This window comes from Aestuariibacter sp. GS-14, assembly GCF_006494365.1.
Taxonomy (GTDB): domain Bacteria; phylum Pseudomonadota; class Gammaproteobacteria; order Enterobacterales; family Alteromonadaceae; genus Alteromonas; species Alteromonas mangrovi.
In genome coordinates, this window is the sequence record NZ_VHIP01000005.1 from 147,340 (window position 1) to 166,710 (window position 19,371).

Annotated in this window: 16 protein-coding genes; 8 read left to right on the forward strand and 8 right to left on the reverse strand. The window is 48.7% G+C overall.

Annotated elements, in window-relative coordinates:
- The 3 genes from astA to FJ444_RS10285 are packed head-to-tail and all read left to right on the forward strand — an operon-like array spanning window position 1 to window position 3,367.
- On the forward strand, window positions 1–1,038 hold the full coding sequence (astA, locus tag FJ444_RS10275; RefSeq protein WP_140958201.1) for an arginine N-succinyltransferase: 1,038 nt from the start codon (window positions 1–3) through the stop codon (window positions 1,036–1,038).
- 24 nt (window positions 1,039–1,062) lie between these two features.
- Window positions 1,063–2,535: a succinylglutamate-semialdehyde dehydrogenase gene (astD, locus tag FJ444_RS10280; RefSeq protein WP_140958202.1), complete on the forward strand. Its 1,473-nt coding sequence runs from the start codon at window positions 1,063–1,065 to the stop codon at window positions 2,533–2,535.
- Window positions 2,536–2,560: 25 nt separating this feature from the next.
- Window positions 2,561–3,367: a DUF1338 domain-containing protein gene (locus FJ444_RS10285; protein WP_140958203.1), complete on the forward strand. Its 807-nt coding sequence runs from the start codon at window positions 2,561–2,563 to the stop codon at window positions 3,365–3,367.
- Between the two features lie 38 nt (window positions 3,368–3,405).
- On the opposite strand, the gene FJ444_RS10290 is transcribed toward FJ444_RS10285, so the two are convergent.
- The 3 genes from FJ444_RS10290 to parC all read right to left on the reverse strand — a co-directional run bounded on the left by FJ444_RS10290 (window position 3,406) and on the right by parC (window position 8,503).
- The gene (locus FJ444_RS10290; RefSeq protein WP_140958204.1) at window positions 3,406–5,568 is read right to left on the reverse strand and encodes a bifunctional diguanylate cyclase/phosphodiesterase; all 2,163 of its coding nucleotides are present in this window, start codon (window positions 5,566–5,568) and stop codon (window positions 3,406–3,408) included.
- 2 nt (window positions 5,569–5,570) lie between these two features.
- Entirely contained in the window at window positions 5,571–6,107 is a 537-nt protein-coding gene (locus FJ444_RS10295; RefSeq protein WP_140958205.1) for a heme NO-binding domain-containing protein, read from the reverse strand.
- A gap of 146 nt (window positions 6,108–6,253) precedes the next feature.
- Window positions 6,254–8,503, reverse strand: a complete 2,250-nt coding sequence (parC, locus tag FJ444_RS10300; protein ID WP_140958206.1) for a DNA topoisomerase IV subunit A — start codon at window positions 8,501–8,503, stop codon at window positions 6,254–6,256.
- 211 nt (window positions 8,504–8,714) lie between these two features.
- Here parC and FJ444_RS10305 point away from each other — a divergent pair, with 211 nt between their 5' ends.
- Window positions 8,715–11,843, forward strand: a complete 3,129-nt coding sequence (locus FJ444_RS10305; protein ID WP_140958207.1) for a hybrid sensor histidine kinase/response regulator — start codon at window positions 8,715–8,717, stop codon at window positions 11,841–11,843.
- A gap of 27 nt (window positions 11,844–11,870) precedes the next feature.
- On the opposite strand, the gene FJ444_RS10310 is transcribed toward FJ444_RS10305, so the two are convergent.
- Together FJ444_RS10310 and FJ444_RS21375 are read right to left on the reverse strand one after the other, a co-directional pair.
- Entirely contained in the window at window positions 11,871–12,548 is a 678-nt protein-coding gene (locus FJ444_RS10310) for a DUF2982 domain-containing protein (RefSeq protein ID WP_140958208.1), read from the reverse strand.
- Complete coding sequence (locus tag FJ444_RS21375; protein ID WP_181405127.1) at window positions 12,532–12,684, reverse strand: hypothetical protein; 153 nt, start codon at window positions 12,682–12,684, stop codon at window positions 12,532–12,534. Before FJ444_RS21375 ends, FJ444_RS10310 begins: the two co-directional genes overlap by 17 nt.
- Window positions 12,685–12,928: 244 nt before the next feature.
- Between FJ444_RS21375 and FJ444_RS10315 the strand changes: the two genes are divergently transcribed.
- Genes FJ444_RS10315 through FJ444_RS10330 form a run of 4 tightly spaced genes read left to right on the forward strand, consistent with a single transcriptional unit; the run spans window position 12,929 to window position 16,569 of the window.
- Window positions 12,929–13,936 carry an aspartate carbamoyltransferase gene (locus FJ444_RS10315; protein WP_140958209.1) on the forward strand — a complete coding sequence of 336 codons (1,008 nt, stop codon included), beginning with the start codon at window positions 12,929–12,931 and terminating at the stop codon, window positions 13,934–13,936.
- Between the two features lie 12 nt (window positions 13,937–13,948).
- On the forward strand, window positions 13,949–15,229 hold the full coding sequence (hemL, locus tag FJ444_RS10320) for a glutamate-1-semialdehyde 2,1-aminomutase (protein ID WP_140958210.1): 1,281 nt from the start codon (window positions 13,949–13,951) through the stop codon (window positions 15,227–15,229).
- 23 nt (window positions 15,230–15,252) lie between these two features.
- Window positions 15,253–16,320, forward strand: a complete 1,068-nt coding sequence (locus FJ444_RS10325) for an adenylate/guanylate cyclase domain-containing protein (protein WP_140958211.1) — start codon at window positions 15,253–15,255, stop codon at window positions 16,318–16,320.
- A 42-nt stretch (window positions 16,321–16,362) separates the two neighbouring features.
- Window positions 16,363–16,569: a hypothetical protein gene (locus FJ444_RS10330; protein ID WP_140958212.1), complete on the forward strand. Its 207-nt coding sequence runs from the start codon at window positions 16,363–16,365 to the stop codon at window positions 16,567–16,569.
- Here FJ444_RS10330 and FJ444_RS10335 read toward each other — a convergent pair.
- The 3 genes from FJ444_RS10335 to nhaR form a co-directional block, all read right to left on the reverse strand.
- Entirely contained in the window at window positions 16,556–17,407 is an 852-nt protein-coding gene (locus tag FJ444_RS10335; protein ID WP_255439117.1) for an endo alpha-1,4 polygalactosaminidase, read from the reverse strand. The genes FJ444_RS10330 and FJ444_RS10335 overlap by 14 nt on opposite strands.
- Before the next feature lie 70 nt (window positions 17,408–17,477).
- Window positions 17,478–18,359: a protease HtpX gene (gene htpX / locus FJ444_RS10340; RefSeq protein WP_140958213.1), complete on the reverse strand. Its 882-nt coding sequence runs from the start codon at window positions 18,357–18,359 to the stop codon at window positions 17,478–17,480.
- A 118-nt stretch (window positions 18,360–18,477) separates the two neighbouring features.
- Entirely contained in the window at window positions 18,478–19,356 is an 879-nt protein-coding gene (nhaR, locus tag FJ444_RS10345) for a transcriptional activator NhaR (protein ID WP_140958214.1), read from the reverse strand.
- Between the last annotated feature and the right edge of the window lie 15 nt (window positions 19,357–19,371).

The following is a 19,371-nucleotide window of genomic DNA, read 5'->3' on the forward strand; positions in this document are numbered from 1 at the left end:
ATGTACATTATTCGCCCCATACAACAAAGCGATTATCCTGCGCTGTATGCGATTGCAGTGGAATCCGGCATTGGCTTCACGTCATTGCCGGTGAACGAAAGCTTATTGCAGCGCAAAATCGACAGGTCAACCAGCTCTTTTGGTAAGGATGTGTCCGAGCCTCACAGCGAATCCTATTTGTTTGTCATGGAAGATGTCACTACTGGTGAAGTAGTAGGTACAGCAGGTATAGAAGCCGCCGTTGGTACCGATGACGCGTTTTACCATTATCATGTTGGTAAGGTAGTACACGCGTCGCGCGAATTGAACATTCACAACACGGTAGAGATCCTGACGTTTTGTAACGACTACACCGGCGTAAGTGAAATTTGTACGCTGTTCTTACGTGAAAGTGCCCGTAAAGGCCTCAATGGCCGGTTCCTTTCTAAAGTGCGATTCCTGTTCATGCAGGAACACCGCGAACGCTTTGCCGATACCGTTATTGCAGAAATGCGCGGAGTGAGTGACGAAAACGGCCGTTCTCCCTTTTGGGAGTGGCTGGAAGCCCATTTCTTTTCAATGGATTTCCCTACCGCGGATTACCTGACCGGTATTGGCAACAAGGTGTTCATCGCCGAACTGATGCCCAAATACCCCATTTACGTAAACCTGCTGAGTCAGGATGCTCAAAACGTAATTGGTAAGGTGCACAAAAAAACCGAGCCTGCACTGCGCTTATTACAGGAAGAAGGCTTCATTGGTCGTGGATACGTAGACATCTTTGATGGCGGCCCCACGGTAGAAGCGAATTTAAGTCATATACGCACTGCGCAGCGCAGCAGGCGCGCTACAGTGCACATTGACGATCAGTCTGCCGCACAAGACGGCGAATTATGCTACATCATCAACACGTCAGTTAAAGGCTTTAGGGCCGTGGTTGCCGATGTTCAGTATGACAGTCAGGCCGATATTGCCGTGATATCTCATAAGGCCGCAGCCGCTCTTAACGTTGACGAAGGCGGTGCAATCCGCTTTGCCGCGGTCACCCCGCGGGATTAACACTATTACAAGCATCAGGACAGAATTATGCCAACTACACATTTTATAAATGGTCAGTGGGTTGAGGGCCAGGGTGCCTCTATCAGCTCCACTGATCCAGCCAAGAATCACGTTTTCTGGCACGGCAACGCCGCTTCAGCCGAGCAAGTGAGCCGTGCCGTTAACGCTGCCAGAGCCGCATCACCTGCCTGGTCTGCCCTCACGGTTGAAGCGCGTCTTACCATTGTAAAGCGCTTCGGTGAATTGTTGGCCGCCAATAAATCAGAATTGGCAACGCTCATTGCCCAGGAAACCGGCAAACCACTGTGGGAAACAGCTACTGAAGTGGCTGCCATGATTGGCAAGATCGCTATTTCCGAAAAAGCCTATTTTGAACGCACGGGTACAGTTGAAAATCCTATGCCAGTGGGTAAAGCATTTATCCGCCACAAGCCCCATGGCGTTGTAGCGGTATTTGGCCCTTATAATTTCCCGGGTCACTTGCCAAATGGTCACATTGTACCTGCGTTAATTGCAGGGAATACCGTTATATTTAAACCCAGTGATTTAACACCTGCCGTTGCTGAAGCTACTGTGAAATTGTGGGAGCAAGCTGGTATCCCGGCAGGTGTGCTGAATCTGGTACAGGGTGAAGTAGAAACTGGTAAAGCACTGGCGGCCCACCCACAACTGGACGGCTTGTTCTTCACGGGTAGCTCGCGTACCGGTAAAATCCTGCACGAGCAATTTGCCGGTCATCCGGGTAAAATTCTGGCGCTGGAAATGGGTGGTAACAACCCGCTCATCATTACTGATGTGGCTGATACTAAAGCAGCCGTGCATGACATTATTCAATCTGCTTTTGTTACCTCCGGTCAGCGCTGCACATGCGCGCGTCGCTTGTTTATTCCTGCCAACCCGCAGGGAGACAACCTGATGGCTGCACTAATTGAAGCAACCAAGGCCATTCAGATTGGTCATTACGATGCCGAGCCACAACCTTTTATGGGCGCTATGGTTAGCGCGGCAGCGGCAAAGGGCATGGCTGCGGCACAGCAATCGCTGCTGGATCTAGGTGCAACTGCGTTGCTGCCACTTGTTCACACAGATGAATCAACCGGGTTTGTCACGCCAGGCATCGTTGACGTAACGGCTATCGTTGACAGCATGCCGGATGAAGAACACTTCGGTCCGCTGCTCAAAGTGATCCGCTACACCGATTTCGACACCGCGATTGCACAGGCCAACAACACCCGTTTCGGATTATCTGCCGGCTTGCTCAGTGACGCCGAATCAGACTATCAGCACTTCTTCCAGCATATCCGGGCAGGTATTGTTAACTGGAACCGTCCAATTACAGGCGCAAGCAGTGCGGCTCCATTCGGGGGCATTGGCGAAAGCGGTAATCACAGAGCGAGTGCTTACTACGCAGCCGACTACTGCGCTTATCCTGTAGCGTCAGTTGAGCTGGACAAAGTAACATTGCCGGGCACACTTAACCCGGGTCTAACAATTTAAAAATATAAAGGAACGACAGAACATCATGCACAACGATATCAGTACCCTGTTTGCCAATATGTGGCAGGATTATGTGCAAATTACCCCAAGTGCGAAGCGTATTCACGAGTTGTTGGCCGGCGAAGAAAGCAGTCCCGACATCGTGAATGATCACGTAGCGTTTCGTACATTCAACCTGGACAAAACAAACCTGGATAAGCTGGCCGCGCATTTTCTGGCACTGGGTTATGAAGCCAAGGGCGAATACAACTTCAAAGCTAAAAAGCTGGATGCCAAACACTTTGAGCACCCTGACACCACCAAGCCAAAGGTGTTTATTAGCCAATTGCGTGTGGAAGAATTGTCGGAAGGTGCTCAGCAGATCATTAAGGGGTTAGTAGCGCAGATGTCGGCAGACGTGGTAACGGCTGATAATTTCCTTTACTCAGGGCGCCAATGGCAATTATCTACTGAAGAATACCAGGCGTTAATTAGCGAGTCTGAATACGCTGGCTGGTTAGCGGCGTGGGGCTTCAGAGCTAACCACTTCACCGTGAGCGTAAATCATTTAACCCACAGTGACAGCCTTGAGCAGGTTAACACCTTACTTAAAGACGCTGGCTTTGTTCTGAATACGGTGGGCGGTGAAATAAAGGGCGGCGAGTCGGTCTTTTTGGCTCAGTCTTCTACTATGGCAGATAAAATCGACCTGGAATTCAGTGACACCACGTTAACCATTCCAAGTTGTTTTTATGAGTTCGCACAGCGCTACACTATGCCAAATGGCGAGTTGTATCAGGGCTTTGTTGAGGCCTCAGCTGACAAAATCTTCGAAAGTACCAACGCCAAATAAACTTTCCACGCGGTTATTGCCCGCCAATAGCCGCGTATTTATTCCTCCACGGCCATCGGATACCGTGCATGTTTGTAAATAAACTGGTCGTAAGGCATGGGCTTTTCAAACAAGAACCCCTGAAACGCCGAAATCCCCATCTCCTCCAGTAGCGGTATGTAAGCCGGATCATCTATTCCTTCAATAAGCACTTCATACTGCAGACTGTTTAGCATTTTCACCACGCCGGTTAACAGCGACAACGCTTTTGCTGAACGATGGATATCCCTGACCAGTGAGCGGTCAATTTTAATAATATCGAACTGAAAGGTGCGTAAATAGCTCAGCGATGAGAAACCACTGCCGAAATCATCCAGCGACAACACAAAACCGGCGTTGCGCAACTCGGTAAGTGCCCGCCAGGCATTTGATTGATCCTTTATAAAAATAGATTCTGTGATTTCTATTTCAATCAATTGCGGTGACACGACATGATCTTCACACAACGCAAGTGCCACAGCGGCAAAACCTGGTTCCAACAACTGATTAGCACTGATATTTACCGACATGGGCACACTTAAACCCTCGGCTTCCATCATGGCAATGTACTCACACGCAGACTCCAGCGCCATCAAGCCAATTTGGTCGTCCAGGCCATGTGCTTCTGCCAGGGGAATAAACGTTCCCGGACTCACCATGCCATGTAGCGGTGAGAACCATCGACACAACAGTTCAGCACCAATCATCCTGCCGGTAGAACTGAATTTACCCTGCAGGTAAAAATCCAGTGCACGCGTTCGGATTGCCCTGCGCAAATCCGTCAGCAAGGTCACCTGCTCTTTCATGCTTTCGATCAGGCCATGACAGTATACAAATACCTGGCCTTTGCCGGATGTTTTGGCCTGGTACATGGCGGCGTCTGCATTTTGAATAATGTCTTCTACACTGTCGCCATGTTCAGGGAAACTGGCAATACCAATACTGGCAGACAGGCTTATATCGCTGTCGTTGAGTGCGAAGTTAAGCAATTCAAGTGACTTGATCAATGACTGGCTAGACGCGACACATGCCTGCTGGTCTTCGCCTGGAATGGCTATCAGGAACTCATCGCCTCCCCAGCGGGTGATGATGGCGCTGTCCTCGTATATTGAACAAAGCGTACTGGCTACCGCAATTAAACAACGATCCCCTGCATCATGGCCGGCCAGGTCATTGATAGCTTTGAATCCATCCAGGTCGATGAACGCCAGCGAATAGGGTCTGTTAGACTCGGTTAAGTCTGCCAGTGCAGCATTGAGACCAAGTCGGTTTTTAAGCCCGGTTAAATCGTCGTGCGTAGCCAGTTCGCGCAGCCGCGCTTCGTTTTGCTTGCGTTCACTGATATCCCGAATCGTGGCAATCAAATACCGGGAACTTTGCTGACGAGATTCAAACATCGCCAATGATACATCCACTGGTATTAATTGCCCGGCGCAGGTAACCAGTTGCGTATCAAACTGCAGCTGTCCTAACTGTGGCAGTCGACCAAGCTGTTTTTCTGCTTCGGGTAGAAACACCGTTAGGCTTTTCTGCTCGCAATCCGATTTGGTAGTGAGTTTTGTTAACGCCAGGAATGCTTCATTTGTTTCGGTAATAACAAAATCGGTAGACAGCACCAGCATTGGCTCTCTGGAGCTCGAAAATGCCGAGGCCATTAACTGAAACGACTGCTCTGCCCGTTGCTGCTGGGTAATGTCTTTACTGGTTCCAACAATGTAACGAGCCGCACCGCTATCATCTCTTCTGAGCACTTTCCCTCTCGATCTCATCCACTGATATCCATGACGAGCCTTGATGCGGAAAGTGACTTCGATATCATCGTAAAGACTGTGTACGGCCAATGACCACTGAAATTGTATCGCCGACATATCATCTTCGTGGATCAACGAAAGCAGCGCAATTGCGTTGTGTCTGGATTGCTTCACCTGTTTTCGATGTAAGCCAAAGGACTTAACAACAAAACTATCATCTTCAGCGTGCCACTCCCAGTAAGACTCCTGACTTGCCCACAAGGCAAGCTCCAGTTTTTCCTGATTGGCCTGACTTTGCTGGAGCGCTAAATACAGCGCCCTGCTTTTCTCCGTTAGCAGTTTCTCCGCTTGTTGCCGCGCGGCTTTCTCGCGCTTTAACCTGCGATTTAGTAACGCTATGTCTGCTCCCGGGTCCTGTGGCGAAACTGGCACGGCTAATCCATTGTTACCCGGATAATATACGTATGGGGGGTACTGGTTGGCGTCACCTCGTGTGTTACGGTATTGCCAAGATACTTTGCCGCCCCGTCAATCAAACCCTCCGCCAGCTTGTATAAATCACGCTGAGAGTAATATTCAAGTTCGATAACATTTTCTTTGCGCGCCAGTACTTTAAAGGAAGGCAAATCGGCGTCTGGATACAACTTGCGCACCTGAACATGAATATCATTATCCAGACTGTCCAGTACCTCCAGCACCGTCATTTTATCTGTCATTACCTCTGCGTGCGCCCCGGCGAGTACACCAAACAAATGCTCACCAAAGCCATATAGAAGTTGATCAACTGACTGACCGGTTTTATTTACCAGCACCGTAAGTATCTTTTCCATTTCGGAAAAGGGGTAATAGCCAACGGCGGTATATGCACCATCATTTTGCAGATTGGCCTCTACCAGCACCTCATCAGCAAACTCCGGTGAAATTTTTTCCTCTAGCATATCCACTAACGTGGTAAAGACTATCCCAAGCACAATCAACTCCTAACTTAAACAACCCTGACACAGGACTAATTTGCATCTATTCAAAGTGTAGATGAGCACGGTAAAAGCACAAAAAAAATGCGCCTGTTCGGCGCATTTTTCTTTTAATATTCTTAATTTAACAGCCGGACATGCCGTTATTCGATTTCCAGGGCGTCTACCCGTTGCAAACCGCGAGGCAGTTTGTTTCCTCTGCGCCCACGCTCGCCCTGATAATGAGACAGATCCTCTGCAGTAAGCGTCATACTGCGCTTGCCAGCAGACAATTTCACCGACCTGCCCTCTGGCACGACTGCCAACACTTTCACATATTCTTCATGAGTTTGCGCTTTGGCAGACGGGATACTGATGATCTTGTTGCCCTTACCTTTACCCAGGCTCGGTAAATCCCGAAGCGGGAACATCAGCATTCGCCCTTCGTTAGAGATAGCCAGACACCAGTCGGTTTCAAGATTTTCAACGGCCTGTGGAGCAATCACTTTGGCGCCGGTAGATAAATTGATGTAAGCCTTGCCGGCTTTATTTTTACTTACCATATCGGCAAACGTACCCACAAAACCATACCCCGCATCCGACGCAATCAGGTATTTACTGTCGTCACTGCCCATTAACACATGAGCAAATTGCTCGCCAGCGACGATACTGAAACGTCCAGTAAGCGGTTCGCCCTGACTTCTCGCCGACGGTAAGGCATGCGCATCGCAGGCAAACGCCCGGCCGGATGTGTCCAGGAACACCACAGGTTGATTACTTCGTCCCATGGCACTGGCAAGAAACTCATCGCCCGACTTATAACTTAATGCGTTAGCGTCAATATCGTGCCCTTTAGCACAGCGCGCCCAGCCTTTCTCAGACAATACGACCGTTACCTGCTCACTGGGTACCAGCTCTTTTTCGCTCAGCGCTTTCGCTTCTGAGCGCTCCACAATGGGTGAACGCCGATCGTCGCCATACGTTTCAGCATCGGCCAGCAACTCTTTCTTAATCAGCGATTTTAAACGACGATCTGAGCCAAGTAATTGTTGTAAGTGATCCCGTTCGGCAGCCAGTTCTTCCTGCTCGCCTTTGATTTTCATTTCTTCCAGTTTTGCCAGGTGGCGCAACTTTAATTCCAGAATGGCTTCAGCCTGTTTATCACTGAGGCTAAAGCGGCGCATCAATTCCGCTTTGGGTTCTTCGTGAAAGCGAATAATCTCGATGACTTCATCGATATTCAAAAAGGCAATCAGCAAGCCTTCAAGAATGTGCAAACGCGCCAGTACTTTATCGAGACGATACTGCAAACGTCGGGTAACGGTATCTTTTCTGAACACCAGCCACTCAGACAGAATCGTACGCAGATCCTTAACCTGGGGACGTCCATCCAGACCAATCATATTCAAATTTACCCGGTAGCTTTTTTCAAGATCCGTGGTAGCAAACAAATGCTGCATCAACTGTTCTACGTTAATCCGGTTTGAACGTGGCACAATCACCAGTCTTGTGGGATTCTCGTGGTCGGATTCATCGCGTAAATCACTTACCATTGGCAGCTTTTTAGCCTGCATTTGACCTGCAATCTGCTCGAGGATTTTCGCACCCGACGCCTGATGCGGTAATGCAGTAATCACTACATCACCATTGTCTTCGTGGTACACCGCACGCATTTTTATACTGCCACGACCAGATTCATACATTTTCTGAATTTCACTGCGCGGCGTAATAATTTCCGCTTCAGTGGGAAAATCCGGCCCCTGAATATCTTCCAGTAGTTCGAATAATTCTGCCTTGCTATTATCCAGTAACCGGGCACAGGCATTGGCTACTTCACGCACGTTATGCGGTGGAATATCGGTTGCCATACCCACCGCAATCCCCGTTACCCCGTTTAACAGGATATGCGGTAAACGCGATGGCAGCACTTTAGGCTCGTCCAGCGTACCATCGAAATTAGGTACCCAATCGGTAGTGCCCTGCCCGAGTTCATTGAGTAATACTTCACTGAATTTTGACAGACGCGCTTCGGTATACCGCATAGCGGCGAACGACTTGGGATCATCCGGTGCGCCCCAGTTACCCTGGCCGTCTATCAATGGGTATCGATAAGAAAAGGGCTGCGCCATTAACACCATGGCTTCATAACACGCTGAGTCGCCGTGAGGATGGAACTTACCCAACACATCACCCACAGTACGCGCCGACTTTTTATATTTGGCGGTGGCACTGAGTCCCAGATCAGACATGGCGTAAATGATACGTCGTTGCACCGGCTTCAGGCCGTCACCGATATTCGGTAGGGCCCGGTCCATAATGACGTACATGGAATAGTTCAGATAAGCATCTTCGGTGAACTTCCGCATAGGAAGCTGTTCGATACCGTCTTGATTGATGGTGATTTCGTCGCTCATGAGTCGTTATTATTCTCGTCGTATTGCTAACGCAGGCGCGGCTGCCTCAACGTAGGTACTGATTAACCCATTGTGAGATAAACCAGCTTTAATCGCAATAGACAGGAGCGTTGCGATTGAAGCTAATTCGCTGCTTTTGCAGACAAGTGAAAGTTAGGGTTTAATAGGGATGTCTTTTTTACGACTGCATTATCAAGGATCTGAAAAGTCTATGCGTAGTTTCCCGGTAATAAGGTGGTGTTTACTGCTTTTGTGCGTCATCGGCTTACCGGTTCAGGGAGCGGTGCATCTTTACGACGAAGAGCAAATGCAGTTGCTGGCCGATAATTTTTCGGTATACCGCGAAAAGCGCGAACAACTCACCATTGGTGAAATACAGAAGCTTCGCCATGAATTTATCTATCAGGCCGACGATAATCCCAATTACGGTTTCAGTGACAACGGACTTTGGTTGCACGCAGAGATCGCGAACCTCTCGCACACTGACGAGTGGGTGTTTGCACTTAATTTCAGCCAGCTAGACAAGGTTGACTTTTATATCGTGCAAAACGGCCATGTGATCGATCAGAGCCATCAGGGGAAATTCCAGCCTGAGCAACATTTCCGCATTCCCGTTTTTGCTACCTCGCTACCCGTTGGGCTTGAGGCCGAGCTATTTGTGCGGATACAAAGCAGCTCTTCTGCGTTAATTGCACCAGTTTATGTGACGTCACAAAGCAAACAAACCATTATCAGTCAGGTTGACAACCTGTTGTGGGGCTTTTTTTACGGTGGCTTACTGATCCTTGCGTTGTATAACTTTGTGCTGTTCCTGGGCTCCAGAGAGTTGAGCCTGATTGGGTATGTAATATACATCGCCGCAGTATTAATTTGGCAAATTGTATGGGGTGGTCATTTACACTTCTTTTTCCCCGATACCTTGTCTCCTATATTCTCGCCCCATACCTCATTGATATTTGTGCTCATAGGTATCTGTTCGGGCATTTTTTCACTGATATTTTTAGAAACTAAAGACAACGCGCCATCAACTCATCCGGTTGTTATAGCCTTCCTATGGCTTCAGGGCGTTATGGGCTTTGTGGCACTCATCGGGATTATGCCCCCCACCTGGGAACACAATTTAATTTATGGCATCGCCATGCTATCGATCTGCAGTTATATTGCCGCAGGTTTCGAAGCCTATCTGAAAAAATATAAACCCGCGCGTTACTTTATTTTTGCCTGGAGTATTCTGGCCACCGGCGCACTTATTGGCATGCTGAGTCTGATAGGAGCCGTGCCTTCAAACCTCTTCACTACCTATTGTTTCCAGGTGGCGGTGTTCTGCGAAGCCGGATTGTTTTCTATTGCCCTCATGGAAAAGAGCCGCAGCAGGCTTGAGAACGAAGTGTCGGAAGCCACTGACGAACTGCGCCACAACATGGAGTTAATTGAAGAACAAAACGCGCGCCTGGACATTGCCCGCAAAGATGCCATTAAGGCCAGTAATGTTAAATCACAGTTTCTGGCTAATATGAGTCACGAAATACGCACCCCACTCAACGCCATACTGGGCTTCAGTAAGGAGCTGACCAATCTATCACTGCCTTCCGACAAAATGGAGCAGGTGCGTATTATTAATGCCGCTGCCGACAACTTGCTGACGATTGTGAATGACGTGCTGGATTTTTCGAAAATAGAAGCCGGCAAACTCAACGTAAACAACCAGCCCTTTTCTCCTAACACGCTGTTTGAGGAGATGGTTACCATTATGAGTAAGTCAGCGCATATGAAAGGTCTGGAATTTGTTTTTGAACTGGCACCGTTGCCAGAAAAGCTCATTGGCGACCTGTTTCGTATCCGGCAGGTGTTAAACAATTTACTTAGCAACGCGCTTAAGTTTACCTCTGAAGGCTATATCAAGCTATCGGTTGAAGGACGTGCGCTTCCTCACGGCATTCACGAATTAGAAATTAAAATCGAAGATACTGGAATAGGCATTAGCCGCAAGGATCGCAATAAGCTGTTTAACGCCTTCTCTCAGTTAGATGATGCGCTTAATAGAAGCTATCAGGGTACCGGACTGGGTTTGGTAATTTGTCAGGAGCTCGTGAAGCTGATGAGAGGCTCGCTGCAACTGCAGAGTACGCCAGGCCAGGGAAGTTTGTTCACCGTTCATATCCGCACTAACACGCTCAGTCAGCGTTACTCTCTGACCAGTAATCCGGAATGGCAGGATAAATACATTTTATTGTTTGATCCGCACCCGGTTAGCCGTCGTGCCACCGCAAAAATGCTCATCAGCCTGGGCGCACATGTGCACAGTGTGGAATCGCTGGATTACCTGCGCCGCGCAACCGGCCATTTTGATTATTTGTTTGCAGCATTACCCAATTACAAACAATCTCGCTGGGAAATGATGCTGGAAACACTGATTGAAGTGCCTGCAGACAAACGCATTTTGTGGTTTGCAGGCGACGAGCCATTGAGTGAATATACCGCGTACATTGACGACTTCGAGGCACAAATACGCCTGCCAGTAACGCCATCTAAACTGGATGGTTTACTGCACGGTGATCACCTTATTTCCCAGTCTCCGTCGCAACCAAAAGCCAGTTCATTGCCACCTGTGCGGATTTTGGCTGTAGACGACATGGATATGAACTTAAAGCTACTGGATACCTGGCTGTCCAATTCTTCGGTTACGCTTACGCTATCAACCAGTGGTCAGGATGCCATTAAGAAATGCCAGCACAATGAATATGATTTGATCCTAATGGATGTGCAAATGCCCGGCATCGACGGCTTGCAGGCAACACGTTTAATTAAAAAATCACCGCTGAACAAGAAAACCCCCATTGTTGCGGTAACTGCCCATGCCTTCAAAGAAGAACAGGAGCGACTGTTGGCATCAGGCATGGATGATTATCTGCCCAAGCCCATTGAATACGCTACCCTTATTAACCTGATTAAACGCTGGTGTCAGCAGGGTGACAACACCACGCTGGCGCTCCCGACACTGGACTGGCAACTCGCGGTAAAACGCGCCAATCAAAATCGGGATATCGCACTGGAATTACTGGGCGATTTTGTAAGCCACCTGCCAAAATCTGTGGAAATGATTCGCACAGAATGGAATGCGCGTAATTACAAGGGCGTTCAGGACGAAATCCATCGTTTGCACGGTGCATGCTGCTATACCGGCGTACCGAAACTACAGGCACTGGCAAACAGAATTGAGAGTAATTTGAAACTGGGCAAACATTCTGAATTGGGCGAGCTGATCCCTACCATCATCCTTGAATGCGAGATAGTTTCAGCTCAGGTCAATAAATTCATTCAGGAAAACAGTAGCGATTAGGGGCTGTTGATATTTAAATAACAGCCCTTAATGCCGGGATTGCTGGCAATCCCGCAGCAAACTGACAAATGCCTCGGGAGAGCGGTCCAGTTCGCTGGCAGACAAAAACACATCGTAGCCGAATATCTGCCGTAACGTGATCATTCGGTTTGCCAGTATTGCCTTGATGCCAGTGACCACCTGGCCATCTGCCAGCTGATAAGGCTTGTCTTCAAATAAACTACTACTGTAACACCCACCGGTTGCGCAGGACTTGTCTTCACTATGCATTAACAGCGCTCGCTGCTCCATAATAAGGTGAGAAGCCAGTCGGGGAGAAATAGCCAGAATGAAGTCGTCGTAATGTTTTAACTTAAAGCCCACCATATTCAGTGGGGTTAACGACAACCCCTGCTGCACCCGCGGACAATCGATACGCTGTATGTTATCCCACGCAATTTGCCACTGACCACAGCGATGCTGATACAGAATACGCTCACGATCCACCGACAGGCTGTGTTCAGGCTCGCGAATTTTAAACCACCCAATTAGCATTGTTACAATGGCACCACTCACCATAAAGATACCAATCAGAAACAACCAGTCGGGCAGTGCAATTAACATAGCTGCAGACAGCAGAAGCGCAATTGTTCCAATCAACAGCGTAGTGAGACCGTTGCGCTTAGCAGTAGACTTTATGAATATAATGTCATTGGTCGAAGACATAAAAATACACCACCATCATGATAACCGTCCAAATCACATATAAACGCATGCGTATACACACCTGACAGTCGGTTGACCACCAGCGTTTTTTCGTTGTTCGGGTCTGTCGCTGCGAAGGCGAAGACTTTTGCTGCATGTTGTATCCTTTAAACGCAAATCAGGCAAATAAGGATGATTTTTTCCATCAATGATGGGGCGATTCAAAAATCACTAAAACTTGGCAATCTATCTGCACATCGCTATGATCCAGGGCAAAGATTATCTGCGCGTCTGTCTGCTGTTTTTGCTACACTTACCGGTGTACTTCAGGCTGCCATTAATCAGCAGTGCACAGTATATAGACTTGTTCCGTCCACCAACTTAGGCCAATCGCATCGACTATGTCCAGTTTTACCGGAAACCACATCCTATCAGTTACACAGTTTAATCGTGATGCCATTGATTTGGTATTTAATGTTGCCGAATCCATGGAGCCCTACGCCAAACGGAAGAAAAGAACATCTGTTCTTGATGGCGCAATACTGGGGAATCTGTTTTTTGAGCCCAGTACACGAACACGAGTGAGTTTTGGTACCGCTTTTAACCTGCTGGGTGGTGAAGTTCGCGAAACGACCGGCATGGATAATTCCGCACTGGCGAAAGGTGAATCGCTGTACGACACCGCTCGGGTGCTGAGCGGTTATTCCGACATTATTGCTATGCGTCATCCCGCAGCAGGATCGGTGGCGGAGTTTGCCGAAGGTAGCCGTGTGCCGGTGATTAACGGCGGAGATGGGGCCAATGAACACCCCACTCAGGCATTGCTGGATTTATTTACCATAAAGCGCGAGTTGCAATACCATAATCAAACCATTGACGGTTTGCATATCGCGATGATTGGTGATTTGCGCTATGGGCGCACAGTTCACTCCTTGTCAAAACTGTTGTGTTTATTCAAGAACATTCGTTTTACTTTGATTTCGCCCAAAGAGCTGGCCATGCCACAGAACATATTGGACGCAATCACCGATGCTGGTCATTCGTTGCACGTAACCGAACAGTTAGAAGGTATTATGGATGCCGATATCTGTTATCAGACACGCATTCAGGAAGAGCGCTTCCCGTCACAGGATGAAGCCAACAAATACCGTGGTAAGTTCCGTTTGAATCAGGCAATTTACACCCGTCACTTCCAGTCAAAGACGGTAATCATGCATCCTTTACCTCGGGACTCGCGTATTGAAGCCAACGAATTAGATAACGACCTGAACCTCAACCCCAACCTGGCTATATTTCGTCAGACCGACAACGGCGTGCTGGTTCGTATGGCCCTGTTTGCGCTTACCCTGGGCGTTGAAAATCTGGTGTCTAAATACGAGCGGGATGTGGTGTGGTACACCAATAAATAAGAGTTAGTAACTATGCAAAAATCAGAACAATTATTTGAACGTGCGCAAAAGACCATTCCCGGTGGCGTAAACTCACCGGTGCGCGCCTTTAAAGCCGTAGGCGGCACACCGCGCTTTATTACCAAAGCTGACGGCCCGTACATTTATGACGCCGACGGCAAACAATACATCGATTATGTGCAATCCTGGGGCCCGATGGTACTGGGTCATAACAACGCCAACATTCGCAATGCCGTTATTGCAGCGGCGCAAAACGGACTGAGTTTCGGCGCACCCACCGAAGCAGAAATCATCATGGCGGAGAAAGTCAAATCGCTGGTGCCGTCAATGGAAATGGTCCGCATGGTGAACTCAGGTACAGAGGCCACGATGTCAGCGATTCGTCTGGCCCGTGGCTTTACCGGCAAAAACAAGCTGGTTAAATTTGAAGGTTGCTATCACGGTCATGCCGACTCATTGCTGGTAAAAGCCGGTTCCGGCGCTCTCACTCTGGGCGTACCCAGTTCACCTGGCGTGCCCGCCGATGTTGCCAAACACACGCTTACTGTTGAGTTTAATAACCTCGACAGCGTGAAGGCCATCTTTGCCGAATGCGGCGACGATATTGCCTGTATTATTGTGGAGCCGGTAGCAGGCAATATGAACTGCATTCCACCCGTAGAGGGTTTTCTCGAAGGATTGCGGGCTATTTGTGACCAATACGGCGCAGTATTGATTTTTGACGAAGTAATGACCGGCTTCAGAGTAAGCCGCGGTGGCGCACAGGAACGCTACGGTATTACGCCGGATCTGACCTGTCTGGGTAAAGTGATTGGCGGCGGTATGCCGGTAGGTGCGTTTGGCGGAAAACGTGAAATACTTACCCATATTGCGCCCACAGGCCCAGTATATCAGGCAGGCACCTTGTCGGGTAACCCCATTGCCATGGCTGCCGGATTGGCGGCGTTAGAACAACTGGCCGAACCTGGACTCTACGAGAGTATTTTTGCCAGCACGCAGAAACTGGTAAATGGCTTTCAAGCGATTGCAGACGAATTTAGCATCCCGCTCACAACCAACTCAGCAGGTAGCATGTTTGGTATTTTCTTCACCGACGTGAAAAAAGTGGTGAATTATCAGCAAGCCATTAACTGTAACCAGGCACAGTTCAAGCAGTTCTATCACGGCATGCTCGACGAAGGCGTTTACCTGGCACCTGCCTCCTACGAAGCAGGTTTTGTCTCAAAGTTACATGATGATGCCATCATCACCGCAACACTGGACGCTGCACGTAAGGTATTTGCTAACTTGTAACGCAACTCACGGGGACTAAGGCAATGATATTAATCGCTCTTTTTATAAGCCTTGGTCTCTACGCACTGATTGTGACGCTGCTGTATATCAGGCAGCGTCGACTTACACAGCATATTATTACCTCTGCCACTCGTATAGTAAGCCGCCCGGCTGGTCAAATCGACGACAGCGAACAGCGATTCCTTGAAAAGGCCGATGAGGCCATGCGACTTACCCAAACATTTCAGAAATTTGTTCCCCGGCAGTTTGTGGAGCATTTTGCCAAGCACGGCAATGATACCCTCGAATTGGGCCGTGCAGCGGAGGACGAAGTGGCCATATTGCTCTGTGATATCCGCGGCTTTAGCGGCTTGTCTGAGCAAATGAGCCCACAGGAGTTAATGAACTTTCTCAATTCGTGCTTCCTGCGAATGAACGACCCAATTCACCAAAACGGGGGCTTCATTGATAAGTTCATCGGCGATGCCATTATGGCGTTATTTAACCACCCCGGTGGCGATGGTCGTGCCAAGGCACTCGATGCCGTGCGTGCTGCAATCGATTTACAGCAAGCCCTGAAAATATATAACGCGCATCGGGCCAATGTAGGTTATGCCGGCATTAGCGTAGGCGTGGGTATTCATTTTGGCCCGGTAATTTTAGGTACAGTAGGTTCAGACGATCGCATGGATACCACCGTAATAGGCGACAGTGTGAATGTGGCATTCAGGCTGGAGAGCCTGGCGCCAAAATATCACGCCGATATCGTGGTAAGTGCACAAACGTTGTCCATCATTGGTGAAGCATCAGATATTCAGTACCGGGTATTGGATTGGGTTAGAGTAAAGGGACGGCGCTCACCGGTGCGGGTTTATGAAGTACTGAACCATTTGGACGAACCGATCAGACAAAATAAACTCATGATTCAGCATGACATTGAACAGGGACTGGCATGCCGGATTGCCCGGGACTTTCCCACTGCCCTTACTCATTTTCACCGTGCACTTAGCAGAATTCCTGGAGATCCTGTGGTAAGTTACCACATTGATACGTGCCAACAACTAATGCAATTAACCATCCCGCAAGACTGGGATGGCTCCGTTTCCGCTTAGTTGTTTCTGATTGGCTTTCACTACTTTATTAGGGACGAGACGATGGATATTAACCTTACCCTGGCAGGCGAAATTATTTTTTTCGTCGCGATTACAATGGGCCTGGCAGGCTATTACCTTGGCAAGCGCAAAACAAACACCCCGGTTCTGACTGCTGTTTCCCTTGCTGTGTCTTGTATTATTCCGCTGGTTGCTTTGATTTATCTGATTGTGCTGATTAACAAGCCGGATATATCTACAAGCAGCTAAAGCGAAAGCTGTCGTCCAGCACGAGTGGCAACACCAGTGTACTAAACCCCATGGCATTAGCCTGTTCACATAAATCTGCACGTGCGGTCTCGTCGTTAACCCAACGGCTGTGATATTCGGCGTTAAACACCGCTTTGTTGGCGTCAATAAATGGCTGCAGTGCTTCACACTCGCTATATTCGAAGCACTGCTCATTTACCGCAAAATCAAAGTAGGGCACTAACTCTATGATCTGGTCCAGATCATTTTTAAGGCCAATACCTAACCCTGCCGCGTGGGCTGAATCCGACAGTGCCACATTAAAAGCCAATTGATCTTCGTGAGTTAGATTAAATCCGGTATGGTTGGTATAACCGTCAACGTTATCGGGCTCAACAGCGTCGCACTCTTTACTTTTCGCCAGTTCGATACGGGAATCCATAATTGCGAGTACGCGCTCATCCCGAATATCCAACCAGCGTTCATCCTCCCATCCATCCAGCGTATCGCCCAGTACATGTGCAGGAAACTGCGCTGCGTCTTCGCGCCATTGTTCGTATGAACCAGCTGAAAAATAACAAATCACCTGCTTTCCCTGAGAATGCAGATTCGCGATGTGTGACTCGCTGACATCGAATAAATCCACATCGTACACATCAACATCGTATTGAGTGTTGAGGTCGCCACTGAGTTGCCATTGCCAGGTAGTGCCCAGTGCGGGTGAGTACCATTCCCCCTGAACGGGAGTGGGCAGAGGAAGTGGCGCTGAAGACTGCGGATCTTCCTGACCGTTACCACCGCAACCATTTAGTGAAGTAAGCACAACAACACAAAGCAACACGCGATTGAATAACAGCACACAGAGTCCTCAAGGCCTAAAATAGAAAAAGCCGGACGGGAAGTGGACACCCGTCCGGCCTGATCACCCATTATCCATGCAGAGTAGTGCGAAGTGCCTGGATCCGCTTTTCAAGCGGGGGGTGACTCATAAACAATTCTGACATTGCTGGTTTACTGGCAATACCAAACGCCATCATCGTGCCTTCTAACTGGCTTTCCCTGTTAGACTTCAGGCGTTCCAGCGCAGCAACCATTTTATGGCTGCCAACCAATCTGGCCGAACCCGCATCCGCACGGTATTCGCGTTGACGTGAGAACCAGTAAACAATGATGCTGGCCAGTGCTCCAAAAACTATCTCCAAAATAATTACCGTAATGAAGTAAGCAAAACCGCCCATGGATTCACCTTCCTCGTCGTTACCACGAACGAAATTATCAATAATCCCCGCCACTACACGCGCCAAGAAAATAACAAAGGTGTTCACCACGCCTTGGATCAGGGCCAGGGTTACCATGTCGCCATTGGCTACATGAGACACTTCATGGGCCAGTACCGCTTCGGCTTCGTCTTGTGTCATGCTTTGCAACAAACCGGTGCTTACCGCCACCAGCGAATTGTTCTTGCTGGCACCGGTAGCGAAGGCGTTGATTTCCGGTGAGTCGTAAATTGCCACTTCCGGCGTAGCAATGCCTGCTTTTTCAGACTGACGACGCACGGTATCCAGTAACCAGCGCTCAGTTGCATTGCGTGGTTCAGTGATCACCACAGCGCCTGTTGATCGCTTAGCCATCCATTTTGACATAGCCAGCGATATAAACGATCCGCCGAATCCGAAGATTGCAGCGAAAATTAATAATCCACCCATACTCTGGCTGTTGATACCCAGAACGCTGAATACAACGCTCATTACAACGCTCAGCACCAACACCACAGCCAGGTTGGTGATAAGGAATAGCACTATACGTTTCATAATAACCTCTGTAATAAATAGAAACCTGCTTCTGAGATTTCCCAGACATAGAGTATATAGGGTCAAACGTTATAAGTTAAAATCGAATATAACTTATAAATAATCAGGCAAATCCTGACTATTTACGAAGGGCTTTTACCAGCGTGACTACCGCGGGATGTGAAAGTTTGCGTTCAGGGGAAATGGCATACAGATGTTCGGTAACGCGCTCGATAGTGCCTACTTTTACCAAACCGTATTGTGTGTGAAGGTGCGCAGACAACAGTTCCGGGGCAGCAAATGCGCCTAACCCCTGCTGGGCAAATGCCAGCATAAGCGCGCTGTCATCAAATTCGGCATGTATATCGGGCTGAAGCTCCATTTCACTGAACCAACCCAACAGTTTTTGCCGAATAAGCGACTTTTTACCTTGTAATAAGAACCGCTGATTATTCAACGATTCCGGGAACCCGTTGCTTAACGATGTCGCCAGCTCCTGCGTGGCATAAACCGCCATTGAAGATTCGGCAACCAAATGACTATAGGCTTTTACATGACTACCGGTTTGAATGGGTTGGTCGGCCAGTACCATATCCAGCTTATTTACCGCCAGTTCGGCCAGCAGGCTGGTAAGCTCGCCCTCCCTGCACACCAGTTTTACCGGGAGTGTCAGCACGGGTTTCAGCATTTCATATACCAGCGTTTTAGGCAGCACGTCGGTTATCCCAACGGTAAAGCTTTGCCACTGGCTGTGTTGTTGTGTGAGTACGGCTTTGAGTTCATCACCTAACTGAAATATATCGGCAGCGTAGCCATGCACCAGATTACCTAGTTCGGTAGGCGTTAATCTGCGCGACTGACGGGTGAATAATCGTGCGCCAATGGAATCCTCCAGGGCACTAATCTGGCCACTGATGGTTTGCGGTGTGATATGCAGCAACTCACTGACGCGTGCAATACTGCCGTGCTCAGCCACCATATAAAAATAATACAGCTGATTAAAATTTACCGGTGTCATGGGCAGTGGCGACCA